Origin of the sequence: Longimicrobium sp. (assembly GCF_035474595.1) — a bacterium.
Lineage (GTDB): Bacteria > Gemmatimonadota > Gemmatimonadetes > Longimicrobiales > Longimicrobiaceae > Longimicrobium.
This window is the reverse complement of record NZ_DATIND010000037.1, coordinates 43,713-65,961: the sequence shown is the minus strand read 5'-3', so window position 1 is coordinate 65,961 and position 22,249 is coordinate 43,713. Positions and strand designations below refer to the sequence as shown.

17 protein-coding genes are annotated in these 22,249 nt (G+C 72.1%); 1 reads left to right on the top strand and 16 read right to left on the bottom strand.

Annotated elements, in window-relative coordinates:
* Positions 1–54 precede the first annotated feature (54 nt).
* Both cfa and VLK66_RS06185 read right to left on the bottom strand, forming a co-directional pair.
* Positions 55–1,263: a cyclopropane fatty acyl phospholipid synthase gene (gene cfa / locus VLK66_RS06190; protein ID WP_325308513.1), complete on the bottom strand. Its 1,209-nt coding sequence runs from the start codon at positions 1,261–1,263 to the stop codon at positions 55–57.
* A gap of 103 nt (positions 1,264–1,366) precedes the next feature.
* Positions 1,367–2,530 (bottom strand): cyclopropane-fatty-acyl-phospholipid synthase family protein, encoded by a 1,164-nt coding sequence (locus VLK66_RS06185; protein WP_325308512.1) that lies wholly within the window; start codon positions 2,528–2,530, stop codon positions 1,367–1,369.
* Positions 2,531–2,997: 467 nt separating this feature from the next.
* On the opposite strand from VLK66_RS06185, the gene VLK66_RS06180 reads away from it, so the two are divergent.
* Positions 2,998–4,749: a serine hydrolase gene (locus VLK66_RS06180; RefSeq protein WP_325308511.1), complete on the top strand. Its 1,752-nt coding sequence runs from the start codon at positions 2,998–3,000 to the stop codon at positions 4,747–4,749.
* A gap of 269 nt (positions 4,750–5,018) precedes the next feature.
* On the opposite strand, the gene VLK66_RS06175 is transcribed toward VLK66_RS06180, so the two are convergent.
* The 14 genes from VLK66_RS06175 to VLK66_RS06110 all read right to left on the bottom strand — a co-directional run bounded on the left by VLK66_RS06175 (position 5,019) and on the right by VLK66_RS06110 (position 22,228).
* A complete protein-coding gene (locus VLK66_RS06175; RefSeq protein ID WP_325308510.1) occupies positions 5,019–5,513 on the bottom strand; it encodes a hypothetical protein in 495 nt (164 codons plus the stop codon).
* Positions 5,510–5,848, bottom strand: coding sequence for a hypothetical protein (locus tag VLK66_RS06170; RefSeq protein ID WP_325308509.1), 339 nt, complete (start codon positions 5,846–5,848; stop codon positions 5,510–5,512). The genes VLK66_RS06175 and VLK66_RS06170 overlap by 4 nt, the downstream gene beginning before the upstream one ends.
* Positions 5,845–6,429 (bottom strand): RNA polymerase sigma factor, encoded by a 585-nt coding sequence (locus tag VLK66_RS06165; RefSeq protein ID WP_325308508.1) that lies wholly within the window; start codon positions 6,427–6,429, stop codon positions 5,845–5,847. The genes VLK66_RS06170 and VLK66_RS06165 overlap by 4 nt, the downstream gene beginning before the upstream one ends.
* Positions 6,430–6,720: 291 nt before the next feature.
* Positions 6,721–7,344 (bottom strand): L,D-transpeptidase, encoded by a 624-nt coding sequence (locus VLK66_RS06160; RefSeq protein ID WP_325308507.1) that lies wholly within the window; start codon positions 7,342–7,344, stop codon positions 6,721–6,723.
* 264 nt (positions 7,345–7,608) lie between these two features.
* Positions 7,609–10,617: a DUF6519 domain-containing protein gene (locus tag VLK66_RS06155; protein WP_325308506.1), complete on the bottom strand. Its 3,009-nt coding sequence runs from the start codon at positions 10,615–10,617 to the stop codon at positions 7,609–7,611.
* Between the two features lie 10 nt (positions 10,618–10,627).
* Positions 10,628–12,778, bottom strand: coding sequence for a phage tail protein (locus VLK66_RS06150; protein WP_325308505.1), 2,151 nt, complete (start codon positions 12,776–12,778; stop codon positions 10,628–10,630).
* Positions 12,775–15,597 carry a putative baseplate assembly protein gene (locus VLK66_RS06145; RefSeq protein WP_325308504.1) on the bottom strand — a complete coding sequence of 941 codons (2,823 nt, stop codon included), beginning with the start codon at positions 15,595–15,597 and terminating at the stop codon, positions 12,775–12,777. Before VLK66_RS06145 ends, VLK66_RS06150 begins: the two co-directional genes overlap by 4 nt.
* Positions 15,594–18,116, bottom strand: a complete 2,523-nt coding sequence (locus tag VLK66_RS06140; RefSeq protein ID WP_325308503.1) for a putative baseplate assembly protein — start codon at positions 18,114–18,116, stop codon at positions 15,594–15,596. Before VLK66_RS06140 ends, VLK66_RS06145 begins: the two co-directional genes overlap by 4 nt.
* A gap of 434 nt (positions 18,117–18,550) precedes the next feature.
* A complete protein-coding gene (locus VLK66_RS06135; RefSeq protein WP_325308502.1) occupies positions 18,551–18,907 on the bottom strand; it encodes a GPW/gp25 family protein in 357 nt (118 codons plus the stop codon).
* 3 nt (positions 18,908–18,910) lie between these two features.
* Positions 18,911–19,252 (bottom strand): hypothetical protein, encoded by a 342-nt coding sequence (locus tag VLK66_RS06130; protein ID WP_325308501.1) that lies wholly within the window; start codon positions 19,250–19,252, stop codon positions 18,911–18,913.
* A gap of 325 nt (positions 19,253–19,577) precedes the next feature.
* Positions 19,578–20,093 (bottom strand): phage baseplate assembly protein V, encoded by a 516-nt coding sequence (locus VLK66_RS06125; protein WP_325308500.1) that lies wholly within the window; start codon positions 20,091–20,093, stop codon positions 19,578–19,580.
* On the bottom strand, positions 20,090–21,220 hold the full coding sequence (locus VLK66_RS06120; protein WP_325308499.1) for a hypothetical protein: 1,131 nt from the start codon (positions 21,218–21,220) through the stop codon (positions 20,090–20,092). Before VLK66_RS06120 ends, VLK66_RS06125 begins: the two co-directional genes overlap by 4 nt.
* Positions 21,213–21,572: a hypothetical protein gene (locus VLK66_RS06115; RefSeq protein WP_325308498.1), complete on the bottom strand. Its 360-nt coding sequence runs from the start codon at positions 21,570–21,572 to the stop codon at positions 21,213–21,215. The genes VLK66_RS06120 and VLK66_RS06115 overlap by 8 nt, the downstream gene beginning before the upstream one ends.
* Positions 21,569–22,228, bottom strand: a complete 660-nt coding sequence (locus VLK66_RS06110) for a hypothetical protein (protein WP_325308497.1) — start codon at positions 22,226–22,228, stop codon at positions 21,569–21,571. Before VLK66_RS06110 ends, VLK66_RS06115 begins: the two co-directional genes overlap by 4 nt.
* Positions 22,229–22,249 lie beyond the last annotated feature (21 nt).

The window sequence follows — 22,249 nt, the reverse complement described above, 5'->3', positions numbered from 1 at the left end:
AGGATGACGTCTCTCTGTGCGCTTGTAATGCACGGATGATCGCCAGATCCGGTATCAGCTCACGCGGCAGGCGGGCTGGGGATGGTCGGCGCGGGCCATCACGATCTGGAAGAGGTGGATGTAGCGCGCGCGGAAGGCGGCGGCGCTCATCAGCAGGTAGTAGCTCCACATGCGGAAGAACCGCTCGCCGTACCGGGCCTTCAGCGCCGGCCAGGCCGCGGCGAAGTTGCGGTGCCAGGCCATCAGCGTGGGGTCGTAGTGCGGGCCGATGTTGTGCAGGTCCTCGAAGGCGAACAGCCCCTCCATGGCGCGGGCCAGCTGGGCGATGGAGGGAAGGTGGCCGTTGGGGAAGATGTACTTGTGCGTCCACGGGTCCGACGCGGGCTCGCTGCGCGGGCTGCCGATGGTGTGGACCAGCGACGCCCCGCCCGGCACCAGGCAGCGGTCCACCACCTCCATGTAGGTGCGGTAGTTCTTGTAGCCCACGTGCTCCATGATGCCGATGGAGACCACGCGGTCGTACACGCCGCGCGCGTTGCGGTAGTCCTCCAGGCGCAGCTCCACCGGAAGCCCGGCACACAGCTCGCGGCCCAGCGAGACCTGCTCCTTCGACACCGAGTAGCCGGTGACCTCCACGCCGTACTTCTCGGCGGCGTACCGGGCGAAGCTCCCCCACCCGCACCCCAGGTCCAGCACGCGCATCCCCGCCCGCAGCCCTAGCTTGCGGCACACCAGGTCCAGCTTGGCCTCCTGCGCCTCGTCCAGCGTGGCCGCGCCGTTCCAGTAGCCGCAGGTGTACACCATGCGCCGGTCCAGCATGGCGCGGTACAGGTCGTTGCCGATGTCGTAGTGGTGCTCGCCCACCCGGAAGGCGCGCACGCGGCTCTGCAGGTTCAGCGCGCGGGCCCGCAGCACGCTGGCCACGTACTTCCAGTTCTTGCGGATCACCTGCGGCAGCCCGGCGCGGTGGATGAGGGTGATCATCGCGTCGACCGAGGGGCAGTCCCACCACCCGTCCATGTAGCTCTCGCCCAGCCCCAGCGGGCCGTCGCGCGCCACGCGGGCGTAGAAGCGCCGGTCGTGCACGGTGATGTCGTGCGGCGCCCCGCCGCCCACCTCGATCCCCGCGCGCTCCAGCAGCTCGCGCACGAAGCGCTCGGGGTTGCCCAGCCCCTGCAGATAGATGCGCACCGCCCCCGCCACGTCCGCCAGCGTGGACTGCGGCCGGAGGGCCCGTGCCGCGCTCGTCTGGATGGCCGTCATTGTTCAGGTCGCTCCGCCCGGGTGGACGAATGCCCGGACCCCGCCGGGGGCGGTCCGGGGCGATAGGACACTTATTCTCGGAGGCCAGGGACCCGCGGCCCCATCACGGATAGTGCTCCAGCTTCGCCTGCATCACGTTGTACTGGCCGGAGCGGAACATGCCGTACCAGCCGGCGATGAAGAACTCCCACTTGCGGATGAACTCGTCGTCGTAGCCCAGCTTCCGCACGCTGTCCAGGTTGCGGTGGAAGCGGGTCCAGGCCTCGTCCATGGTGCGGGCGTAGTCCTGCCCGAAGGCCAGATGCTCGTCGCACTTCAGCCCGGCCTCCTCGGCGGCCACGATGAACGAGCCGATGGACGGAAACTCGCCGCCGGGAAAGATGTACTTCGAGAAGAAGTTCAGCCGCTTCGCGTTGGCGGGGTCGAAGCGGTTGCACAGCATGGTCTGGATCATGGCCACGCCGCCCGGCTTCAGGTACTGCTTCACCCGGCGGAAGTGCTCGACCCAGTACTGCGACCCCACGTGCTCGAAGAAGCCGGTCGACACCACCGCGTCGTACTGCCCCGGCATCTTCCGGTAGTCCTCCAGCAGCAGCGTCACCCGCCCGTCGGCGATCTCCTCGCGGTTCAGCTCCTTCGCGTACTCGTACTGCCGCCGGGAGATGGTGCAGCCGGTGACCGTGTACCCGCGCGACGAGGCCAGCTTCAGGAAGTATCCCCACCCGCACCCCATCTCCAGCACGTTCCGCGGCGGCGGGCCGATGCGGCAGAGGATGCGCTCGTACTTGTTCACCTGCGCGTCTTCCAGCGACATCTCCTTCCCGTCCCACCAGCCGCTGGAGTAGGTCATCATGCGGTCGGTGTACGACTGGTACAGCTCGGGGGGATAGTCGTACGCGTCGGAGATGTTCTTCCGGCTTCCCGCGAGCGAGTTGTGGCGGGTGAGCGTCATGGCGCGCGAGATGACGCGGTTCACCAGGTCGAAGCGGGTGACCCGCGCGAACTCGTCGCGGTTGCGCTGGCAGAAGGTGAGGAACGCCTTCAGGTCCGGCGAGTCCCACTGCCGCGCCATGTACGACTCGCCCAGCCCGATGTCGCCGCGGGTCAGGATGGCGTCCACCGCGGCCCAGTCGTTCAGCACCATCGTGGCCGATTCGCCCTCCTGACTCCCGCCGAAGCGGCGCGTGGTGCCCTCCGGCGTGACGAGGCTCAGCTCGCCGAACCGGGTGTTCTCCAGAGCGCCCAGCAGGAGGTCGCGCTTGCCCATGTGCGGGATCGGGTCCGGGGGTGGAAACGAGCGGGAACGGAGGCGTTGCGCCGCCGGCGGCGGGGGCCGCCGGTGGACGTCCGGCGACCGGAACATTGTACGCGGACGATAATATCCGCCGCGCCGGTGCGCCAAGGGTTTCGGCGGCGATTCCGGGCGCGCCCGGCTCCGGCGCCCCGCACGCGATGGCGCGCCACGCGCTTCGGCCCCGATCCCCAGGTCCGGGACGGCTACCACCCTCGCGCGACCACAAGATCGCTTGATCTCACGCGGAGATAGGAGATCGCGTCGAGCTCTCTCTCCTCTGCTCCTCCGCTGCTCCGCGCGATCCTGTTTGTTCCGGGATGGCGATGATCCCCGCTGCAACCTTTCCCCGCTTCCGCGGCACACAGGATCGCATCTCCCGCCGCGGCCGCCGCTCGTCAGCCTCACGCGCCGCGCATTCCTGACGATCGAGGAGACTCGCCATGAAGCATCTCCCCCGTGTTTGCCTGGCCGCCGTTGCGCTCGCGATGGCGGCACCGGGCGCGTTCGCGCAGCGCCCGGCGGCGCCTGACCTGGTCGGACTCTGGGAAGCGAAGGGGCGGTTCGGGCCGGACGTGGCGGGGCGGCTCGTCGTCGACCATCCCGCGGGGGGATGGCGCGCGTCCATCGCCGGGCGGGCGGCGGCGGTGCGGGTGGCGCGCGACAGCGTGGCGTTCGAGCTGCCGGACGGCTCCGGCGCCTTCATCGGGCGGTTCGACGCGCGGCGGACGCGGATCGTGGGGCACTGGATCCAGCCGCGCACCGTGGAATCGGGGCAGCGCTACGCCTCGCCGCTGGTGCTGGAGGGCTGCGGCACGGGCTGCTTCGCCGCCACCGTCGCGCCGCTGGCCGACGCGATCACGTGGTTCATCCGCATCGACCGGCGCGCGGACGGCACGCTGGGCGCGTTCATCCGCAACCCCGAGCGCAACCTGGGGCGCTTCATCCGCCTGCACCACATCGAGGCCGACAGCGCCGGCGTCCGCCTGCTGGACGCGCGCGGGCAGCTCCTCACCCGCGGCACGCTGCACGACGGGGTGATGACCGTCTCGTTCGAGAGCCGCGGCGGGACGTACGACTTCCACCGGGTGCCGGAGGGCGCCTTCACCTTCTTCCATCCCCGCGGCCGCCCCGCCGTGCCCTACACCTACACGCCGCCGCTCGCGCGGGAAGACGGCTGGCCCGTCGGCACGCTGGAGGAGGTGGGGATCTCGCGCGACCGGATCTCGGAGCTGGTGCGGTCGCTCATCGCCTCGGCGGCGGATTCGATCGGCGCGTACAGGCTGCACGGGCTGTTGATCGCCCGGCACGGCAAGCTGGTGCTGGAGGAGTACTTCCACGGCGAGGACGCGGACCATGCGCACGAGACCCGCTCCGCGTCGAAGACGGTCGAGAGCGTGCTCGTCGGCGCGGCGATGCAGGCGGGGATGGACGTGGGCCCCGACACGCGCGTCTACGCGACGATGCGCCCCGGCGCGCGAGACCTGGATCCGCGCGCGGGGGCGCTGACGCTGGAGCGGCTGCTGACGATGTCGTCGGGGCTGGACTGCGACGACGGCAACGACGCCTCTCCCGGGAACGAGGAAACCATCACCCAGCAGGAGGAGAACCCGGACTGGTACGGGATGATCCTGGACCTGAAGATGATCCGCCAGCCCGGCGACTCGGCGGTCTACTGCTCCATCCAGCCGCACCTGGCCGGCGGCGTGCTGGCGCGCGCCACGGGGCGCTCGATCCCCGACCTGATGTACGACCTGGTCGGCGGGCCGCTGGGGATGCAGGGCTACTACGTCCCCATCACCCCGTCGGGCGACGCGTACATGGGCGGGGGATGGCGCTTCCGGCCGCGCGACTTCATGAAGCTGGGGCAGCTGTACCTGAACGGCGGAACGTGGAACGGCCGCCGCATCGTGAGCGAGGCGTGGGTGCGCCGCTCCGTCACCCCGCGCTACCCGATGGGCTCGCGCGCGAGGTACGGCTACCTCTGGTGGGTGGTCGACTATCCCTACGCCGAGCGGACCGTGCAGGCATACTACGCGTCCGGCAACGGCGGGCAGGAGGTGATGGCCATCCCCGCGCTGGACCTGGTGATCGCCGTGTACGGCGGCAACTACAACGACGGTCCCGCGAACTTCCAGAGCATCTTCGAAACCATCCCCCGCTACATCCTCCCGGCGGTGGCGGAGGGGAGGTAGGTGGGGCGGCGGAGATCGAAGTTCGAGGGCTGGGCCCGCACCGGCGACTGAAGTCGCAGCGTCGCAGCAACAACCACGGGACGCCTCGCAAACTGCGCGAGGCTGATCCGCTCACTCGGCGGCATCGGCGCTCACGACCGATCTCCTTTCGTCCTCCCTGCAGTTGGGCGCGGAACGCCCGCTCTCCGGGGCGGAACGGGTGGATAGCAGCGGAGGCGCGGACGATGTTGTCCGCGCCTCCGAATGAGATCTGCTGAACGTCCCGCGCTTCATGGTTGCGGCGGCGGCGGGCGGTCCGCGCCGGGCGGACCTTCGCCCGGGGACGGGCGCTCTCCCGGCGGCGGGCCGCCGCCGGGGGGCGGGCCCTCGCGCGGAGGTGGGCGGCCACCGGCGGGCGGCGGGGGCGGGCCGAACGGCGGGGGGAGGAAACGGTCCAGCCGCGCGCGCTGGGCGGGGTCGAGCCGCGGGGCCAGGCGCGCGCGCATCGAGTCCAGCTCGGCGCGGAGGCGGGCGTTGGCGCCGCGGATGATCTGCTGGTTGCGGCGCGCGGCGGCCTCGATCACCGGGCGGAGGGCGGCGCGCTGGGCCTCGTCGCGCGGGCGGATGACCTCCTCCACGTGCTCCACGAAGCCGCCGGGGCGCCGCATCTCCTCCATCCGCGCGCGCCGCCCGGCCGCCATCGTCCCCCCGCCCACGGCGCCCAGCAGCACGCCCAGCAGCAGCGTGGTCAGCAGGATGGCGGCGGTCTGCGTCTCGATCTTCATCCCCTCCCCTCCTCCGCCGGCGAGTCGACCGCCAGCGCCGCGTCGGCGGTGACGGCGGGGAGGCCGAGCGCCGCCTCGACCGGCGACTGGCGCCGGTCGGCGGTGCGGAGGTTCCACCCGGCCAGCGCGAGCACCGCCGCGGCCGCGAGCGGCGCCAGGCGCAGGAACTGGCGCTGCAGCACGGCGCCGAACAGCGCCGCCGCTGAAGCCTGCTCGTCGCGCACGCGCCGCATCACCCGCTGCGCGAACCCCGGCGCGAATGCGTCGCGGCGGCTCGCGCGCAGCAGCGCCTCGACGCGCGGGGGCGCCGCATCTTCCCGCATCCGCTCGCTCATCGTCTTCCCTCCTGAATCTCGTCCGCGCCGGTCGCGTAGGACCGGAGCTCGGCCGCCAGCTGCTCCATCGCGCGCGAAAGGCGGGAGAGGACGGTGCCCTCGGGCACCCCCAGCACCTCGGCCGTCTCGCGCGTGGAGCACCCCTCGATCATCCGCAGCACCACCACCGGCCGGTGCTTCGGCCCCAGCCGGTCGATGGCCGCGCGCACGCGGGCCTGCGCCTCGCGCGACTCCACCTCCACGCCGCCCTCCACCGCCGGTTCGGGGAGCGGCTCGCGGTCGCGGCTGGGGAAGCGGAAGGCGAAGCGGCGGCGGCGCTTCAGCGCGTTCAGCGACAGGTTCATGGCGATGCGCCGCAGGTACGTGCGCACCGCCGCCTCACCGCGGAAGTCGCCCAGCGCCCGGTAGAAGCGGATGAACGTCTCCTGCCCCACGTCGTCGGCGTCGTCGCCGGGGCCCAGCATGCCGATGACGGTGGCGGCCACGGCGGACTCGTGGCGCTCGACCAGCTCGCGGAACGCGCGCTCGTCGCCCGCGCGCGCCAGGCCGATCAGCTCCGGGTCGGTGAGGTCGGCGTGCATCCGCGCGTGGTCCGGGTCCGCGGCCGTGCGGCGGCCGCCGCGCCCGGCCCTCTCTCGCTGGATTGGACAACGTACGGACCGCCGCCATTCCATCCAAGCAGGACGAGGTCGTCGCGGTTCCGCGGCTCTGCCGGATCTCACGCGGAGACGCGGAGGCGCGGAGATGCCGGCCATGCTCCTCCGCGTCTCCGCGTGAGATTTCTTTCCCTGCGTAATGTCCCGGCAATCGAAACGGGAGCGATGCGCCGTTCGCGCACCGCTCCCGTTCTCATCTACCGATCTTCCTCGTGGCTACTGCCGCACGCGCAGGGGCACGGGCCGCGCCAGCTGCACCTCGCGCGTGGTGTCGGCCTTCTCGACGGTCTCGTCGTACCAGGCCTGGTCGCGGTTGGTGCCGCCGTTCACCATCACGATCCTGGCCAGCTCCACCGCGTCGATGTTGCGCAGGCGGATGCACCCGTGCGACCGCGCGTTCCCCAGCGAGCTGGGAAGGTAGGTGCCGTGGATGTACAGGTCGGGCTCGCGGAAGAAGAGCTTCACCCGCCCCATGGGGTTGCTGATGGCGCCGGGCGGCTCGACGTGCCGGTCGCGCGCCCAGTCCGACGCCGGCGGCCGCCACGACGGGTTCCAGATGATGTGCTGGATGTGGTAGCTCCCCGGCGGCGTGGCGTACCCCTCCTGCCCCACCGCGACCGGGAAGGTGCGCACCACCTCGCCGTCGCTGATCAGGTACAGCTTGCGGTCGGACAGGTCCACGATGAGGGAGAAGTTCTTCCAGCGCGTGACCGGCGCCCGCGCCGCGGCCTCGACCGAGGAGATGATCAGCCCCGTGTCGCGCGGGGCGCCCTGCGCGCGCGCCGCGCCCGGCGCCAGCGCCGCGGCCAGCGCCGCGATTGCGAACCACTTTGGGTGCATGCGTCTCATGGGTCGGAGTGGGAACAGGTGTGTCCGAGGGGAGCGGGATCTACCCGAATCGTGCCAGCGCGCGGAGAATCCCCCGCCGGCGCGCGGGTAGCAGCTTGCCGCGCACCCAATATACTGCTGCCAGCGCCTCGTGGCGAGGGTCCTAATCGCATGCATCGAAAACAGATACCCTGGCACGCTGAAGTGCGGAGGGCGCGGAGAGATCGTCTCCGCGCCCTGCCGCTCGTGCCGTCGTGAATCGACCTTCACCCACGCCTACCGGCGGCGCTTCTGCAGCCGCACGTCGTGCGTGACCGACAGCTGCGGGATGGGCCGGTCCCCCGCCTCCACCAGCGTGGACGAAATCTGCACGTCCAGCGGGCCGGACTTGGGCGGCTTGACCTTGGCGTCGAAGGTGACCCGGGTCTCGCCCTCGGGGATGAACACCGTCTCGGGGAGCGCGGCCACCGCCGGGTCGCTGCTGGCCAGCCGGAGGGTCAGTCCGCCCTCCGGCGCGGGCTCCGTGACCGACACGGTGCCCACGGTGGTGCCCGACGCCGCGATATCGCCGAAGGTGAAGACGTACGGCGTGCCCAGCCAGAACCACATCTCCAGGTTCCCGCCGCGGATGCCGTCGCCGGTGGGGAACTGTGCGGCCAGGAGGTTGTTCACCCGCGCGGTGAAAAGATCGGCGTCGAGGTACGCGTTGGGGGGGCTGCTGCCCCACACGAAGTTGCCCCGGACGGTGAGATGCGCCTGCGTGGGGAAGAACACGTTCGTGAACTGGTTGAGGAACGTCTGCAGGAACGAGTGCGCGCGCCACTGCAGGGTGCTTCCCGACACGGACACCATGCCCTGCAGCCTCAGCGGCGCGCGCACGGACCAGATGTCGTAGCGGTTGTCCATCATCAGGACCTCCACCTCGCACGCCCAGGTCTGGCCGGCCAGCGCGTCGAGCGGCTGGTCGCAGACGACGTCGATCCCCGAGAGCCCGAGCGTCGGCCCCGGAATCAGCACGTCGGGGCGCAGGTTGGTGGCGCCGACCGTCACGTTCTGCACCACGATGCGCTGCGGCGGCGCCCCCAGCCCGGCGCAGAGCTGGTCCAGCGCCGCCTGCACGTTGTTGATGCTCTGCGGCAGGTTGCAGTTGCTGGACGGCGTGTAGCCCACCTGCGCGGCGATGCTCAGCCCCCCGGTGAAGCGCACCGACACCGGCGAGCCCAGCGGCAGGCTGTTCGGCGCGGCCGACAGCGTGGCCGTGCACTGCTGCGACGGCCTGGTCCCGTCGTTCGCCGGCACCCAGAACACCTGCGCGAAGCCGTTCGCGTCGGTGGTCGCGGTGAGCGTCGCGGGCGCGCCCCCCGCCACGGGAATGGCCGCGCCCAGATGCCCGCCCGCATCCGCCGCGAAGGTGACGGTCGCGCCCGCCACCGGCCCGCAGGCGTTGGCCACGGAGACGCGCAGCGGCTGGGCGAGCGGCTGCCCGGGCATGGCCTCCTGCCCGTCGCCGCCGGCGTAGAAGAGGCGGCAGAGCTGCGTCTGCCGGTCCAGCGCCGCCTGCACCGTGTTCACCTGCGGCACGTTGCCGCTGCCGCAGACGTTGCGCGGGTCGTAGGCCACCTGCGTGGCCTGGCTCAGGTTGGCGCCGAAGATGATCGGCAGCCCCACCCGCTGATCGGCCGCGTCGCGCAGCGTGGCCCGCACCCGGTGCGGCGCGCCGGTGGACGGGAGCCGCCAGAGCGCCTCGGCCACCCCTTCGGCCGTGGTGAACGACGCCATCTGCGCCCCGAAGGCGGTGTTCGGGTTGGTCCCCTGCACCTGCCCGCCGCCGTCCAGCACCTCGAACACCACGCGCGCGCCCTGCACCGGCCACCTCCCGTTGGCCACACCGACGCGCAGCGGGAGGGCGAGGTTGGTGGAGTTCCCCGGCTGCAGGAAGTTGGGCATCACCTCCTGCCCGTCGCCCCCCAGATACTCGAACGTCGTCAGCTCCGTCACGGGCGGGAAGAGCGAGCGGCAGTCGAGGAAGCCGGACACGCTCCCGTTCCCCGCGATGTCCACCAGCCCCAGCCGCGCGTAGTGGTGCTGCGTTCCCGCGGGGAGGCGCTCGGCGGGCTGGTTGGCCCCGTCCTTCGGCCACTCCACGTCGCCCGTCGTGGTCCGTGCGGGAACCAGCCACCAGTCGCCCGCGCGGTAGGTGCCGGCGGCGAAGCGGATCTCCACCCCGTCCTGCTCCAGCGCGATCCATCCCCCCGTGGTGACCTTCACCGCCTCGCCGCCATCCCACCTGCGCAGCTTGGGATGGAGCGCGGCGTTCACCGCGTACCCCGGCGACTGGGTGAGGCGGACGGTGCCGGTGGAGACGTCGACCTCGTCGATCTCGTACATCGTCCCCGGGACGCCGCGCAGCTCCAGCGCGTCGTCGACCAGCTCCACCGTCTGCCCCGGAGCGAAGGAGAGGAGCGCGTCGCGCCCCACCTCGCCCACCACCACGTCGGCGCCGGCGATGGACTTCACCGAGGTGACCACCGCGCCGTTGTCGCGCGACCACTTGAAGGTGGCCACGCCCACCGCGCCGCCGTCGTGCACCTCCACGCGGTAGAGCTGGTTCTCCAGCCGCCGGTACCCCGCGTCGTCCGAGACCACGCAGGGGCCCTGGTTGGTGTTCCCCGCCGCCGCGCGGGCCCGCAGCGTTCCCGTGGGCGGCAGGACCAGCTGGTCGTACGCGGGGACCGCCGCCAGGCACGCGGTGCCGGCGGCCACGGGAAGCGCGCCGATCTGCCAGACCACGCGGGCGCGGGTGGCGGTGTCGGGGCCGTTCAGCGCCACCTCGCGCAGGAGCGGGTCGTCGAGCCAGGTCACGTGCCGCTCCCACACGTGCAGGTACAGCAGGTGGCGCCCGGCGGGGAGCGCGGACAGCCCCGCGCCGTCGGGCTGGTGCAGGTACGAGACGATCTGCTCGTTCTCGCACAGGACGCCGTCCACGTAGTAGCGGCCGGGGCCCAGCAGCACGTCGCCCGACAGGGGGAACACGACGCCGCGCCCCTGCAGTTCGGTGCGCTGCGCCTGCGTGAGCGGGGCCGCGTCCACGTAGCCGAACGCGGCGGCGTGCAGCGGGCCGCCCGCCGGGCCGATCAGGTCGCCCGCCGTCACGTGCCGCCGGTACGCCTCGATGTCGGCCTGCTCGTTCCAGTCGGCGTCCAGCAGCACGCGGCCCTGCTGCTGGCGCACGCTGGAGAAGTGGCGCTCCGGGCGGAAGGTGGCCCGGGTGAGGTCGCCTTTCATGGGGATCTCCTCAGGTCGCGAAGAAAAGGCCGGCCTCCAGGCCGACGCGGAGGTGCTCGCCCAGCCCGGCGCGCAGGTCGGCGATCCGCTGGGTCTGCTGCAGGAAGTGCCAGGCGCCCATCTCGCCCTCGTCGTCGGCGCCCTCGCGGATCACCGCGGGGCACGACAGGGAAAGCTGGGCGTACGCGGGGTGCCCGTATCCGCGCGAGGTGAACTGCGGCTCCTCGCGCCGCGCGGCCGACGCCGTCTCGGGGCGGCACTCGTAGCGGCGGGGAACGCGCGACTGGGGGGGCACCCAGCTGTAGCGCACGCACCCGGTCTGCCGCCGCTCCACCGTGACGGTGCGGGTGAAGATGGAGTTGCTGGCGGTGAGCGTGACCGCGCGCACGCCGCCGAAGAGGGTGACCGCCTCCAGCTCCACCGCCGGGCCGCGGAGCGCGGTGAGCGCCCCCAGCCCGTCGACGATGCTGTCCTCCACGCGCAGGAGGCGGGCGGCGCCGCGGATGCTCACGGCGCCGGTGATGCTGCGGGCGATGGTCACCTCCAGCCGCGGGTTCCCCGCCGCGCAGGTGACGCCGCCCGCCGCGGGAACCAGCGTGCTGTGCGAGACCAGGAGCTGCCCCAGGTTCCCGTCGCGCACCTCGATCTCGCCCTCGATCAGCAGCCCGTCGACCGAGAAGCTCCCCGGGTTCGAGCTCTCGATGGTGATCACCCCCTGCGGCTTCACCCCGCGCACGGCGATGGAGCCGCGCAGGTGCGGCCGCAGGTCCTGCGGGAGAAGGCGCGTCTTCCCTCCCCCCGGCGGCATCGGCGCGGGATCGGGCCACCCCGCGGCCACGAGGAGGAGGTGGCTTCCCTCGGGGATCAGCACGGTGTCGCCGCCGGTGAGCGGGTAGTCCAGCGTGCGGCTGTCCATCACCGCGATCACCCCCACCGTGCCCGGCGGCTGGGCGTTCCACGCGGCCACCGCGTCGCGCAGGTCGGCGTACAGCACGTCGGGGTCGGACGAGGGATCAGCCACCACGCCCGCCTGCCAGTGCACCTCGCCGCCCACGCGCTCCAGCCACGCCTCCACCGGCTCGCGGCGGTCGTACGGCCCGCCGCCCAGGTCGCCGGGGAAGCCGTAGGCGAAGCCCACCTCCACCGTGTCCGGCAGCGCCAGCCCGTCGGCCAGCGCCAGCCGGCCGCGCGGAGGATCAACCGACACCAGCGTGTCGAAGGTGCGTCCGTCGGGGAGCTGGAAGGTGGACGCGGGCGGGCGCCGCCAGGGGTCCAGGTCGCACACCATCACCTGCTCGCCGGGCACCAGCTCGCCGTCCAGGAATACCTGGATCACGGCATCGTCGCCGAACCAGGTCTCCACCACCTCCGCTCCCGCTTCCAGCGAGGCGCGGCGGGCCTCCAGCTCGTCGTACAGCGCGCGGCGGCGCAGCGGATCCGGAACGTCCTGCTCGCGGGCCAGGTGGCTGATGGCCGTCTCGGTCCGCGCGCGGTTGAAGAGCGGCCCATCCGTCCCCAGCGGGCTGAAGGTGTAGCCCGCGTCGCCCGGCGCGGTCACCAGCCGGGCCTGCGCGCGCACCACCGGGTAGCTCTGCAGCCGCCACAGGAACACGCCCACGTCGGGGATGTTGTATCTCCCCCGCCCGTTGTCGATGTGCCGCACCTCGGCCGTGTGGGCCACCTGCTCGAACGGCCCGCCGACCAGCTCGAGACTCGACGAATCGCGCAGGCTCGCCGTCCCCCCCGTGCCCGGGCGGACGTGGGAGAGGTGCTGGGTGCCCGCCAGGAGCTGGAAGTACTCCACCGCGTGCGCCGGCCACCCGGTGACGTCGCGGGCCACCTGCTCCAGCACCGCCGCGGTCCCCTTGCGGCGGCGGTAGCCGATGGCGTTGGCCACGCGGGCGCGCTGCGTGTAGGCGCCGCCGGCGGCGGGGCGCAGGCCGCGCACGCCCAGCAGGTCGCCCACGTAGGGCACCACCCACTCCTGGCAGGTCTCGATGAACCAGTTCTCGTACAGCCCGGAGATGTCGGCCTCCACCGCCGCCATCTCCGTCTCCATCACCGCCATCAGCGCGCGCAGGGGGTACCCCTCGTCGGCGTCGCGGAGGCGGTAGACGGCGGGAAGGAGCGCGTACAGGCGCTCGGCGCCGGATTCGCTCATGCGGGCACCTCGCGAAGGGTCACGCCGTGGTCGTCGAGCAGGAGCAGCTCGGAGGGAAGGGTCGTCGTCCCCGAAAAGCGCGTGGTCTGCGACGGAAGGACCTTGGCCGCGGGAAGCCCGCTCCCGGTGGACTGGCCGACCAGCTCGAGCCGGTCGAGATCGACCGCGACGATGCCGGGGACGGCCTGGATGACGGAGATCACCTCGGCGCCGGTCACCGGCTGCGCGAAGTCGCGCGCCTCGAACGAGAACGCCTCGCGGAGCGCGGCCTCCGCGTCGGCCAGCACGTCCACGGCCACGAAGACCGGGTCGATGATGACGGCCGCGTCGAGGCGGAAGGTGCGCGCGGCGTAGCTCTCCACCTTCACCCGCTCGCTCCCTTCGCGGTAGCGGTCGATGGCCGCGACCAGGTTGTGGTAGACGTCGGAATCCGACGCCACGCCGCCCCCGGTGGCCGCGGCGATGGTGATGTGGATCACCTGCCGCTCGCCGCTCCACAGCGCCACGGCGCGCGCCTTCCCGATCCCCCCGAAGGCGCGGGCGAAGTCCTCGAAGTCCTTCAGGGAGACGATCCGCCCCAGCGTCAGCACGGTCCGCGGTGCGTTCCCGCGGGCGTCCTCCAGCTCCTCGGGCGCGGCGGCGCCGGTGGCGGCGACGGGGTTCGTCACCTCCTTCAGTCCCAGCGGGCGGCTCTGCAGCAGGCTGAGCGTTCCCGTCCCCACCTCGCCCGCCGGGCCGATGCCGGTGCGGTACGTCGCGGTCACGTTGGCCGAGCCGGTGGGAAGGCGCGCGCCGCGGATCCCGTCGCCGAACTGCACGGTGGCGGTGCCGTCATCGGCCTGGCGGACGGTGTAGACCTGGCTCTCGGGGCCGGCGTCGTTGAAGGCCACGACCTCGCTCCAGCGCAGGTCGTTCACCCGCACCTCCAGCGTGGTCGCCGTTCCCGTGGCCGTCGCCGCGGAGACGTAGGTGAGCGGCGGGCGCTTCAGCGTGAACTTCTGGTTGGCCTGCGAGCCGTCGCCGCTGCCCAGCACCTCGCTGACCGTTTCGCCGTGAGTGGCGGCGGCCACGTTGGCCCAGATGCGCGTGGAGCCGCGGTCGTACCAGCGCTGCATCCCCGGGTTCTGCAGCTTCAGCGTGGTGTGCACCCCGTCATCGGTCACCGTATCGAGCACCACGACCTCGCTCAGCAGCTCGTCGCCCTCGTCCGCGTCCTCGTCGGTGATCTGCCCCTTGCCCTCGGCCACGGTGCCCTGGACGCCCAGGCGGTTCATCACCTTCCACGTGACCGTGGTGCCGGCGGTGGTGGCGGGCGCCACCATCCACAGCACCTCGCCCGCGTTCACCTTGGTCGTCGCCCCGCCGGTGGAGACCAGGACGAGGCCCGTGGCCAGGTCGGCCACCCGCGCGCGCCGCCTGCGGCCGGAGACGATCAGCGTGCGCCCGGAGACCAGCCCGTCCACCGTGCGGTCAAGCTGCACGGTGAGCCCGCCGACCAGCGAGGTGTCGGGCGCCTCGGTCAGCGGCAATTCCTCGCTCTGGAGATGGACGACCGTCTCGCGGCGCGGGAACCAGCTGAGGTGCTCGCGCGCGTCCAGCGTCAGCCGCGTCACCTTCGCGGTCAGCGTCCAGTCGGTGCGCGCCGCGGGGAGCGCGGTGACCACGCGGTAGAGCTCGGTGTAGTCCGCCTTGCTGAGGACGATCCAGCTCCCGGAGACGACCTTGGGATACGTGGCGTCGAGGTCCAGCTTCTCGTCGGCGCCCTCGGCGGTGGTGAACTCCGGCCACTGGGTGAGGCTGCCCGTGTAGTTCCCGTTGGCGTCGAGATCCGACTTCGCCGGATCGAAGGCGGCCTTGATGATTCCCGGCATCGCCCGCCAGTCCGGCGCGTTGAAGCCGAAGAGCGAGCCGCGGGCGCGGAACACGTAGCAGGCGGGGTCGTCCGCCGGCTCCACGCGCCGGGTGGACGACTTGTAGCCCAATCCTTCCGTCCACGTCACCTTCGTGCGCCCGTTGGCTGCGTCGGCCTCGACCGCCGAGACGAAGCGGAAGTCCCAGTTCTCGCTCCCGCCGTACGCCACCCGCTCCTTGCCGACGAGGAGCAGCGCGTCGCCCACCTGCAGCCCCGTAGCGATCCCGTCCAGCCAGAGCACGGTCTCGCCCAGCTCCAGCCCCTGCGTCTTCGTCTTCCGCGGATAAAGGAGGTTCCACTCCGGCCGCGCCTCCACCTCTTCCACCGTCTCGAAGGTCTGCGCCGTCTGCCCGGGGCCGGGAACGCTCTGCACCCGCAGCCCCGTGGCCAGCGTGACGGTTTCGGGAACGACCGAGGCGGCGGTGAGCGGGGCCACCTTCACGTCCTCGAGCGTGAACGCCAGCTCGGTGGACGCGGCCACGCCGGGGTTCAGCTCGTAGCCGATGGTGCGCGCCAGCTCCAGCACCGAGCGCCGCTCCGTGGCCGTGCGCAGGAACCCCTCGTTGGCGATGCGCTCCTGGTAGAAGGTCAGCACGTCCGCCGTGGTGGCCCACGCGTCGAGCAGCGAGATGGCGGGGTCGTCGGGCGCGCGGGTGGAGAGGGAGACCAGCGGGCGCAGCTCCGCCGTCCCGTCGTCGGAGAGCACGGTCTGCGAAACCAGGCGCTTCAGCATCCGCTCCAGGAACTGCGGCTGCGTGCCGATGCGGTACGCCAGCGCGGGAAGCCCCGGCGGGTTGGTGATCTCGGCCGCGGCGTCCGTCGCCAGTCCGGGCGAGTCGGTGCCGCAGCAGCCGCAGGTGTCCAGCGCGGCGCCGCAGTCGGCCGCGCGAGGGTCGGCGTCGCTCACAGGCCACCCTCCATCTGGAAGTCGATCTTGCCGTTCTCGGGAAGGCTGGGGTCGTTGTCCATCCGCGCGATCTCCAGCCGGTCCAGCACGATGGCGCCGCCGGCCAGCTCGCCGCGCGCGGGCTGCCCCCAGCGCTGGAAGGTCTTCGGCTGCACGAAGGACACGCCGGGCACCTGCATGGCCGCGGCGATCAGGCGGCTCAGGTACACGGGCTGGCCGAAGGTCAGGTTGTCGGGATGGAAGAAGGCGCGCTGCCCGTCGGGCGTGGTGCCGCTGCCGAACACGTCCAGCAGCGCCCGCTTCACGTCGGCGCGGAAGAAGCCCGGCTTCACGCAGACGGCGAGCACCACGTCGAGCGGCACGAACTGGGGCGAGTCGATCTCCAGGTCGTGCCCGGCCAGGCGGAAGGGCTCCAGGAAGGCCCGCATCTCGTCGCGGAAGGCCTGGTCCACCGCGCACCCGCCGCGCCGGTCGATGCTCACGAACACCGTGTACCAGCTTCCCGTCCACCGGCGGGTGGCGGCGGCGCGCTGCACCTCGGGGTGGCGCTGCGCCATCTCGGCGTAGTCGGCCTCGGTGACGGCGCGCTCCTGCCGCAGGAAGGCGGTCGGCGCGTACTTGCGCACGTCGGCCAGCGGCTCGGGGTCCTCGCCCCCCGCCGCGGGAAGCGGGTTGCGCACGCGGACCACGCCCTGGGGCGCATCCACCAGCCGGGTGATGGCGTCGGCGCCCACATTCCCCGCGCGGCCGTTCCCCACGCGGTAGGTGGCCGCCAGGTTCGAGACGGGAAGGCGCCCGGCCAGCCCGTCGCCGAAGCGCAGGAAGGTGGTGCCGTCCTCCTCGCTCTCCACCACGAACTCGGTGGCGAAGCGGTCGCTCCCCAGCAGGTCGGGGCGCGGGTCCCACACCGCGCCGGGCGTTTCGGGAGATTCCAGGCGGATCCATGGCCGCACGTCGCCCATCTCCCGCTGGAAGGCGGCGATCGCCGGCTTCGCGGGGTCCACGGCAACGGAGTTCCCCGCCGCGTCGGTGGCGCGCGCCTGCCGGGTGAGCGGCGCGCGCGCCAGCCGCGGGCGGTAGCGCGCGGAGGCGGTGAGCTCGTCCAGCTCCTCGGCCACCGTCCGCCCGTGGTCGGCCAGGACGACGTTGCCGCGGGCGACGGAGACGGCGTGCAGCAGGTCGGGGTCGGACGAATCGGCCACGTCCCACAGGCAGAGCGTGAAGGGGAGCGCGTCCTGCGGGTCCCACGACACCTCCAGCACGCGCAGGAGCTGGGTGGGATCGTCCTCGGTGAAGAGCGGGTCCTCCGTCTCCACCACCCGCGTGAGGCGGACGGCGTGGCGGTGGCGCGGGTCGGCGTCGGCCTCGGCGCGGCTCTCGGGCGAGCGCACCTCCTCGAACACCAGCACGTCGCCCGGGCGCAGGTCCACCAATCCCCCCTCGTTCAGGCGGACCAGCGTGGCGCGGGTGGCGCCGCGGGGCAGGCAGCAGCGCTCGTCGCCCCAGTTGTGCACGCGGATGCGCGAGTTGGCGGCGCGCAGGGTGACGGGGTGCAGCGTCTCGAATACCAGCGCCCCCGCGTCCTCGGCCGTCTGCGCCGGGTCGTCGCCGGTGACCTCGGTGGAGAGCGGGGTGGCGGCCTCGGTCAGCAGCTGCGTTCCCGGCTGCAGCACCTCGCCGTCGGCGTCGCTCGCGGGCTCGACCTCGAAGGTCACCCAGGTGCGCGCGTTGGCGCCGTCGTGCATGAAGTAGTCGACCAGCCGCGCGTGCCGGCGGACGGAGACGCGGCGGCGGGCGGTGCCCAGGTACGCCTCGGTGGCCACGGCGTCCTGGTAGTAGCTCAGGTGGTCGGCGGCGTAGGCCAGCACCTCCACCAGCGCGATCCCCAGGTCGGCGGCGTTGCGCTCGCTCCACCCCGGCATGGTCACGGCCATGCGGTCCAGCATCAGGCGGCGGAACGAGGCGTAGTCCTTGGCCAGGTAGTCGATGGGCGGCGGGGTGGCGGCGGGCTCGGCGCACCCCTCGCGGGGGCGGCAGTCGAACTCGCTGGGGCACTCCACCTTGAACGAGAAGGCCACCTCGGAGAGCTGGGGATCGAACCCCTTGGGCGGGAGGTCGGCGGCGCCGGGGCCGCTGTCCACCAGCCGCAGCGTGTAGGTGGAGAAGTCGCCCGCGCGGTCGGTGCGCACGACCAGCACGTTCTGCGGGTCGTCGTCCAGCGCCTGCAGCGTGTTCTTGAGCCTGTTCGACTCGGCGGCGTCGGGCTGCCCGGCCAGCACCTCGCTGGCGGGAAGCGCCCACTCCACGGCCACCCCCTGCACCCGCACGCCGCCCTCGATGCGCACGCTGGCGGCGGTGAGGGCGGTGACGGGAAGGAAGCAGTGCACCAGCAGCGTCTGCTGGCGCGGGGGGATGCTGGAGGTGTCGAGCACCTCCAGGAAGTCGATTCCGTTCAGCGTTCCGTCCTGCCGCACCAGGGCGCGGCGGGTGTCGCTGGGGCAGTAGAGCTGGCTCTTCATCCCTTCGGTCCGCTTGCTCGGGGAACGAGGGTGGATTCGGCCGCCACGCCGTGCGGCCTCACCTGCGAGGTCCGCCCGAACGCGCCGGAAGATCGGCGGCGATGGAACTGCGACAGCGAACGGCGATGGAACGACGGCGACGGAACCCGCGACTTCTGGATGGTCTGCGCGCCTGCATGAATCCCGATGAACCGCGTTCCCGTCGAGACTTCAGTGCGATTCCGCCGCGCCCGTGGAACCCTCTCCCCCCGCGGGCCCTCCCTTCCGCAGGCCCTCCCCCCGCGGCTGGGGCCGCGTACCCCCTCCCGATGACGGGAGGGGGTAACTTCGATGGCGGCGCTCAGGCGATGGCGCCCACTTCACTTCTCGTGTGATGCGTGGCCCGAGGCCGCATCTCCGCGCCACTCACGCACTTCCGCACTTCCGCACTTCCCTCACGCTTCCCGGCTGAACGTCTCTTCCCTGCGCTGGTCGGAGCGGCGGACCAGGTAGCGCACGGTGACCTCCACGCGGCCGTCGCCGGCGTCCACGGTGACGTCGTCGACCTGGATGATGTCGCCCAGCCACTGCTGGAGGGCGCCCTGGACCAGGAACTGGGTGGTCGCGGTCAGCTCGTCGCTCACGGGGGCGAAGACGAGCTGCAGCAGGCCGCTGCCGAAGTCGGGGCGGTTCACGCGCTCGCCGGGCGTGGTGAACAGCACCTGCTCGATCAGGTCGCGGACGTGGTCGTCGTCGCCGGTTTCGCCGGTGCGGCCGCGGTTGTCGGTGTGGAACGGGAAGTCGATGTTCATGGGCTACATCCCGGTGACGCGCGGCTGCACCGCCGAGACCACCGGCGGCCCCTGCGGAATCCCTTCCGCGCTGAAGCACATCCCGCTGCTGGCCTGGAGGATGGCGGGCGAGCCGTTCACCATCACCCGCGCGGCCGGCACCAGCCACTGCACGCGGATGCACGGCTGCGGCTTGGTGCCCGCGCCCACGGGGATCTGGAACGGGCACCCGGCGATGGGATAGCTGTCGGCCATCGACGCGGCGGGCGCGTTCACCACCACGCGCGGGCTCCCGGGAACGACCTGGGCCATCCCCCCGTGCGGGCACATGATCGTAGCCCCGACGTGCACCAGCGGTCCCGGCATCTCCCGGCCTCCTTTGAGATCATCCCCCGAACGGACATCACCGCGTTCCCTCCGCCTCGCGCCCTCCCCCGCGCCGGAGGGCGCGACCCCCTCCCGTTCCGGGAGAGGGTGGCTCCCAAACCATCTCCGCGCCCCGGCAGCCCCCGCGCGGAGGACGCTTCAGCCGGGCGGGCAGGACGCCTCCCAGTCGCACCACCCTCGCCCAGCCACCTCTCCCGGTACGGGAGAGGTGGACGGCCTGGGCCGGCCGGAGAGGGCGCGAGGCGTCGGACGCGCACTCCCGCACTCCCGCACTCCCGCACTTTCGCACTTTCGCACTCCCGCACTACGTCACCACCATCGCCCCCTGGTTCACCGTCACCGACGGCCCGGCCATCACGATGCTCGCCCCCTGGCCGTTGGTGATGATGATCCCCGTCTGGCTGATGGAGATCATGGCCCCGGTGTTGGTCTTCAGCAGGATGCCCCCGGCCGCGCCGGGAACGTCGCTGATCATCAGCGTGTTCTGCCCCTGCGTCTGCAGCACGATGCTGGGCACCCCCGGCGCGGCGGCCAGCGCCAGCGCCGGCGGCTCGGCGGCCGAGCCCCACCAGCAGCCGGACCAGATGGGGTAGTCGGGGTCGCCCTGCTCGTACTCGATCCACACCCCCGTGCCGATCTGCGGCAGCACCCACATCCCGTACTGCTTGCCGGTGATGGGCACGCACGCCGTGGCCCAGCTGCTGGGGATCACGCCGGTGACGTCGGGGACCATGGCCTGCACGCGCCCCTGCTGCATGGGGTCCACGTTGTTGATCACCGTGCCCCGGTACTTTCCGTAGAAGCGCTTCTTTTCGGTCATGCGGGCACCCGGGGAAGCGTGGAGACCAGCCCGTTGCGGACCAGGGTGAACTCCTGCCGGTAGTCGCCGCGCTGGATGGTGTGCGTCACGCTCTTCACGTAGTACAGCCCGTCGAACGCCGTCCCCGCGCCGCGCACCCCCACCAGCCCCCGCGCCTTCAGCACGCGCCCGTAGCGGGCCACGTTCAGCGTTCCCGTTCCCGTCACCGCGTCGCTGCTCTTCGCGGCCTTGGCCAGCCCGATCAGCGCCGAGCGGATGGGCCCCAGCTTGGCCGTGCCGTCGATGATGTAGAACTTCTTGGGGATCGGCGGCACCGCGCCCAGCGGCGGGCTGAGCGGGGTGATGTCGGGGATGGGGATGGGGATCAGCGCCTTGCTGCGCGGCTCCTGGATGATCAGGATCGGCAGCTCCTTGCTCTCGGTGTCGAAGGTGAAGCCCAGCCGCTCCACGTTGGTGTGCGCGTCCATGTCCACGTTCAGCGCCGGCTGCGGCGCGCCGATGCGGATCTCCGGCCCCCAGTACGCCACGCTGGCCCCCGGCGCCGGCCCCGGGCTCACGTAGAAGGCGTAGCCCACCTCGTCGGCCAGGCTCTTCACGTACGCCAGGTCCGTCCCCTCCTGCGTGGGGATGCGCTCCACGGGAATGGGGATGTCGATCAGCACGCTGGGGATCACCATGGGGATCACCCCGAAGGCCATGTACTTGGCCAGGATGATGGCGACGCGCGCCTCGGGCGGCATGGCCGGGTACAGCATCCCGCTGAAGTCCAGGTAGTCCATCACCGCGGTGAGGTCCTTCCCCTTGATGGTGAGCGTCGACGGGCCGCCGTTCTCGCCCGGGGCGAGCTCGTGGTTCGTCATCACCCCGTCCATCAGCACCTCGGGCGTTCCGTTCACCGTGGCCACGATCACCACGCGGACCAGGGGGATGGAGCCGCCGCCGGCCAGGAGGAAGATCGTCTGCAGCGGCGAGCTCTTCGTCAGCGAGAAGGTGAGCTCGAAGCCGCTGGCCGTTTCCCCCGCCGTGGTCATCACCTGCACGCGGACCAGCGCGTCGAGCACCGCCTGGGGTACGGGCACGGGGACCGCGGGGCCGATCATCAGCGACAGGCGTACCGGGTTAGCCATTCAGCCCCCCCGGCAGCCCCGCGGGAAGGGTGATGCGCAGCGTCCGCCCCTCCTCCTCCATCTCCGCCGGGCGCATGGCCCCGTTGGCGTCGCAGATGCGCCAGAACGCCTCGGGGTCGCCCAGGTAGCGCGCGGTGAGGTGGTCCAGCCGCTCGCCCTGGCGGACGGTGTGCTCCTGCAGCAGCGCGAAGCGGTCGGCCGCGGGGATGAAGCGGCGGCGCAGATACGCCACGATGCGGCCGTCCGCTCCGGTGTAGGCGGCCGTCTCCACGCCGGAGTAGCGCGACTGCGGGGGAAAGCGGCCGGCGGTGCCGGCCAGCGCCAGAAGCGCGCGTACGGGGTCGCTGCTCACGGGATCCCTCCGATCCCCAGCGCGCCGAAGGCGCCGCCCGCGGCACGCGCCGCGAGACGTTCCTTCTGCTGCTGGTAGGCCATGTACAGGCTTCCGCCGCGGTGCTGGAAGCCAAGGTCGTTCACGCTCAGCACCCGCATCCCCAGGCTGACCTTGGCGCGGATGGGGTTCAGCGCCGGGTCGAACGCCTCCTCGGTGATGCCGAAGTCGGTGATGCGCACCGGCAGCACCCGCGTCTTGCTCCACACGAAGAGCGAGAGCGGCGCCTCCATGGGAAGGATCTCCAGCGTCCCCGACTGCGCCAGCCGGTTGTTCTCCACCAGCGCGGCGCTGGTGGGGTAGACGATGGTCTCCAGCGCGGCCAGCTGCGGGTGGATGCCCAGCTGCACCGCGTCGGGGTTGCGGTCGGGCTGCTCCAGCTGGTCGGTGGCGTCGATCTCGGCCTCGAGGGTGATGGTCTCGACCGGCGGCGCCTTGATGCGCAGCGCCTCGCTGCGGTCGCCGCCGTCCTGGCCGGTGGCCTGCGGCTGCAGCTTGCGGGTGAGCGTGTCGGGGTTGTACTGCAGCACGATGATGCGCAGCACCGCCGACGTCTCGGCGTCGATCAGCACGATCCCCCCCTTCAGCAGCCGGGGCGAGCCGGGAAAGGTCGTCATGCGCTCCTCCTCGGCGGTGCT

What these genes read in the sequence shown, in the direction of transcription:
- cfa (WP_325308513.1), bottom strand. Translation starts at nt 1,263, where the DNA reads ATGACGGCCATCCAGACGAGCGCGGCACGGGCCCTCCGGCCGCAGTCC.
- VLK66_RS06185 (WP_325308512.1), bottom strand. Translation starts at nt 2,530, where the DNA reads ATGGGCAAGCGCGACCTCCTGCTGGGCGCTCTGGAGAACACCCGGTTC.
- VLK66_RS06180 (WP_325308511.1), top strand. Translation starts at nt 2,998, where the DNA reads ATGAAGCATCTCCCCCGTGTTTGCCTGGCCGCCGTTGCGCTCGCGATG.
- VLK66_RS06175 (WP_325308510.1), bottom strand. Translation starts at nt 5,513, where the DNA reads ATGAAGATCGAGACGCAGACCGCCGCCATCCTGCTGACCACGCTGCTG.
- VLK66_RS06170 (WP_325308509.1), bottom strand. Translation starts at nt 5,848, where the DNA reads ATGAGCGAGCGGATGCGGGAAGATGCGGCGCCCCCGCGCGTCGAGGCG.
- VLK66_RS06165 (WP_325308508.1), bottom strand. Translation starts at nt 6,429, where the DNA reads ATGCACGCCGACCTCACCGACCCGGAGCTGATCGGCCTGGCGCGCGCG.
- VLK66_RS06160 (WP_325308507.1), bottom strand. Translation starts at nt 7,344, where the DNA reads ATGCACCCAAAGTGGTTCGCAATCGCGGCGCTGGCCGCGGCGCTGGCG.
- VLK66_RS06155 (WP_325308506.1), bottom strand. Translation starts at nt 10,617, where the DNA reads ATGAAAGGCGACCTCACCCGGGCCACCTTCCGCCCGGAGCGCCACTTC.
- VLK66_RS06150 (WP_325308505.1), bottom strand. Translation starts at nt 12,778, where the DNA reads ATGAGCGAATCCGGCGCCGAGCGCCTGTACGCGCTCCTTCCCGCCGTC.
- VLK66_RS06140 (WP_325308503.1), bottom strand. Translation starts at nt 18,116, where the DNA reads ATGAAGAGCCAGCTCTACTGCCCCAGCGACACCCGCCGCGCCCTGGTG.
- VLK66_RS06135 (WP_325308502.1), bottom strand. Translation starts at nt 18,907, where the DNA reads ATGAACATCGACTTCCCGTTCCACACCGACAACCGCGGCCGCACCGGC.
- VLK66_RS06130 (WP_325308501.1), bottom strand. Translation starts at nt 19,252, where the DNA reads ATGCCGGGACCGCTGGTGCACGTCGGGGCTACGATCATGTGCCCGCAC.
- VLK66_RS06125 (WP_325308500.1), bottom strand. Translation starts at nt 20,093, where the DNA reads ATGACCGAAAAGAAGCGCTTCTACGGAAAGTACCGGGGCACGGTGATC.
- VLK66_RS06120 (WP_325308499.1), bottom strand. Translation starts at nt 21,220, where the DNA reads ATGGCTAACCCGGTACGCCTGTCGCTGATGATCGGCCCCGCGGTCCCC.
- VLK66_RS06110 (WP_325308497.1), bottom strand. Translation starts at nt 22,228, where the DNA reads ATGACGACCTTTCCCGGCTCGCCCCGGCTGCTGAAGGGGGGGATCGTG.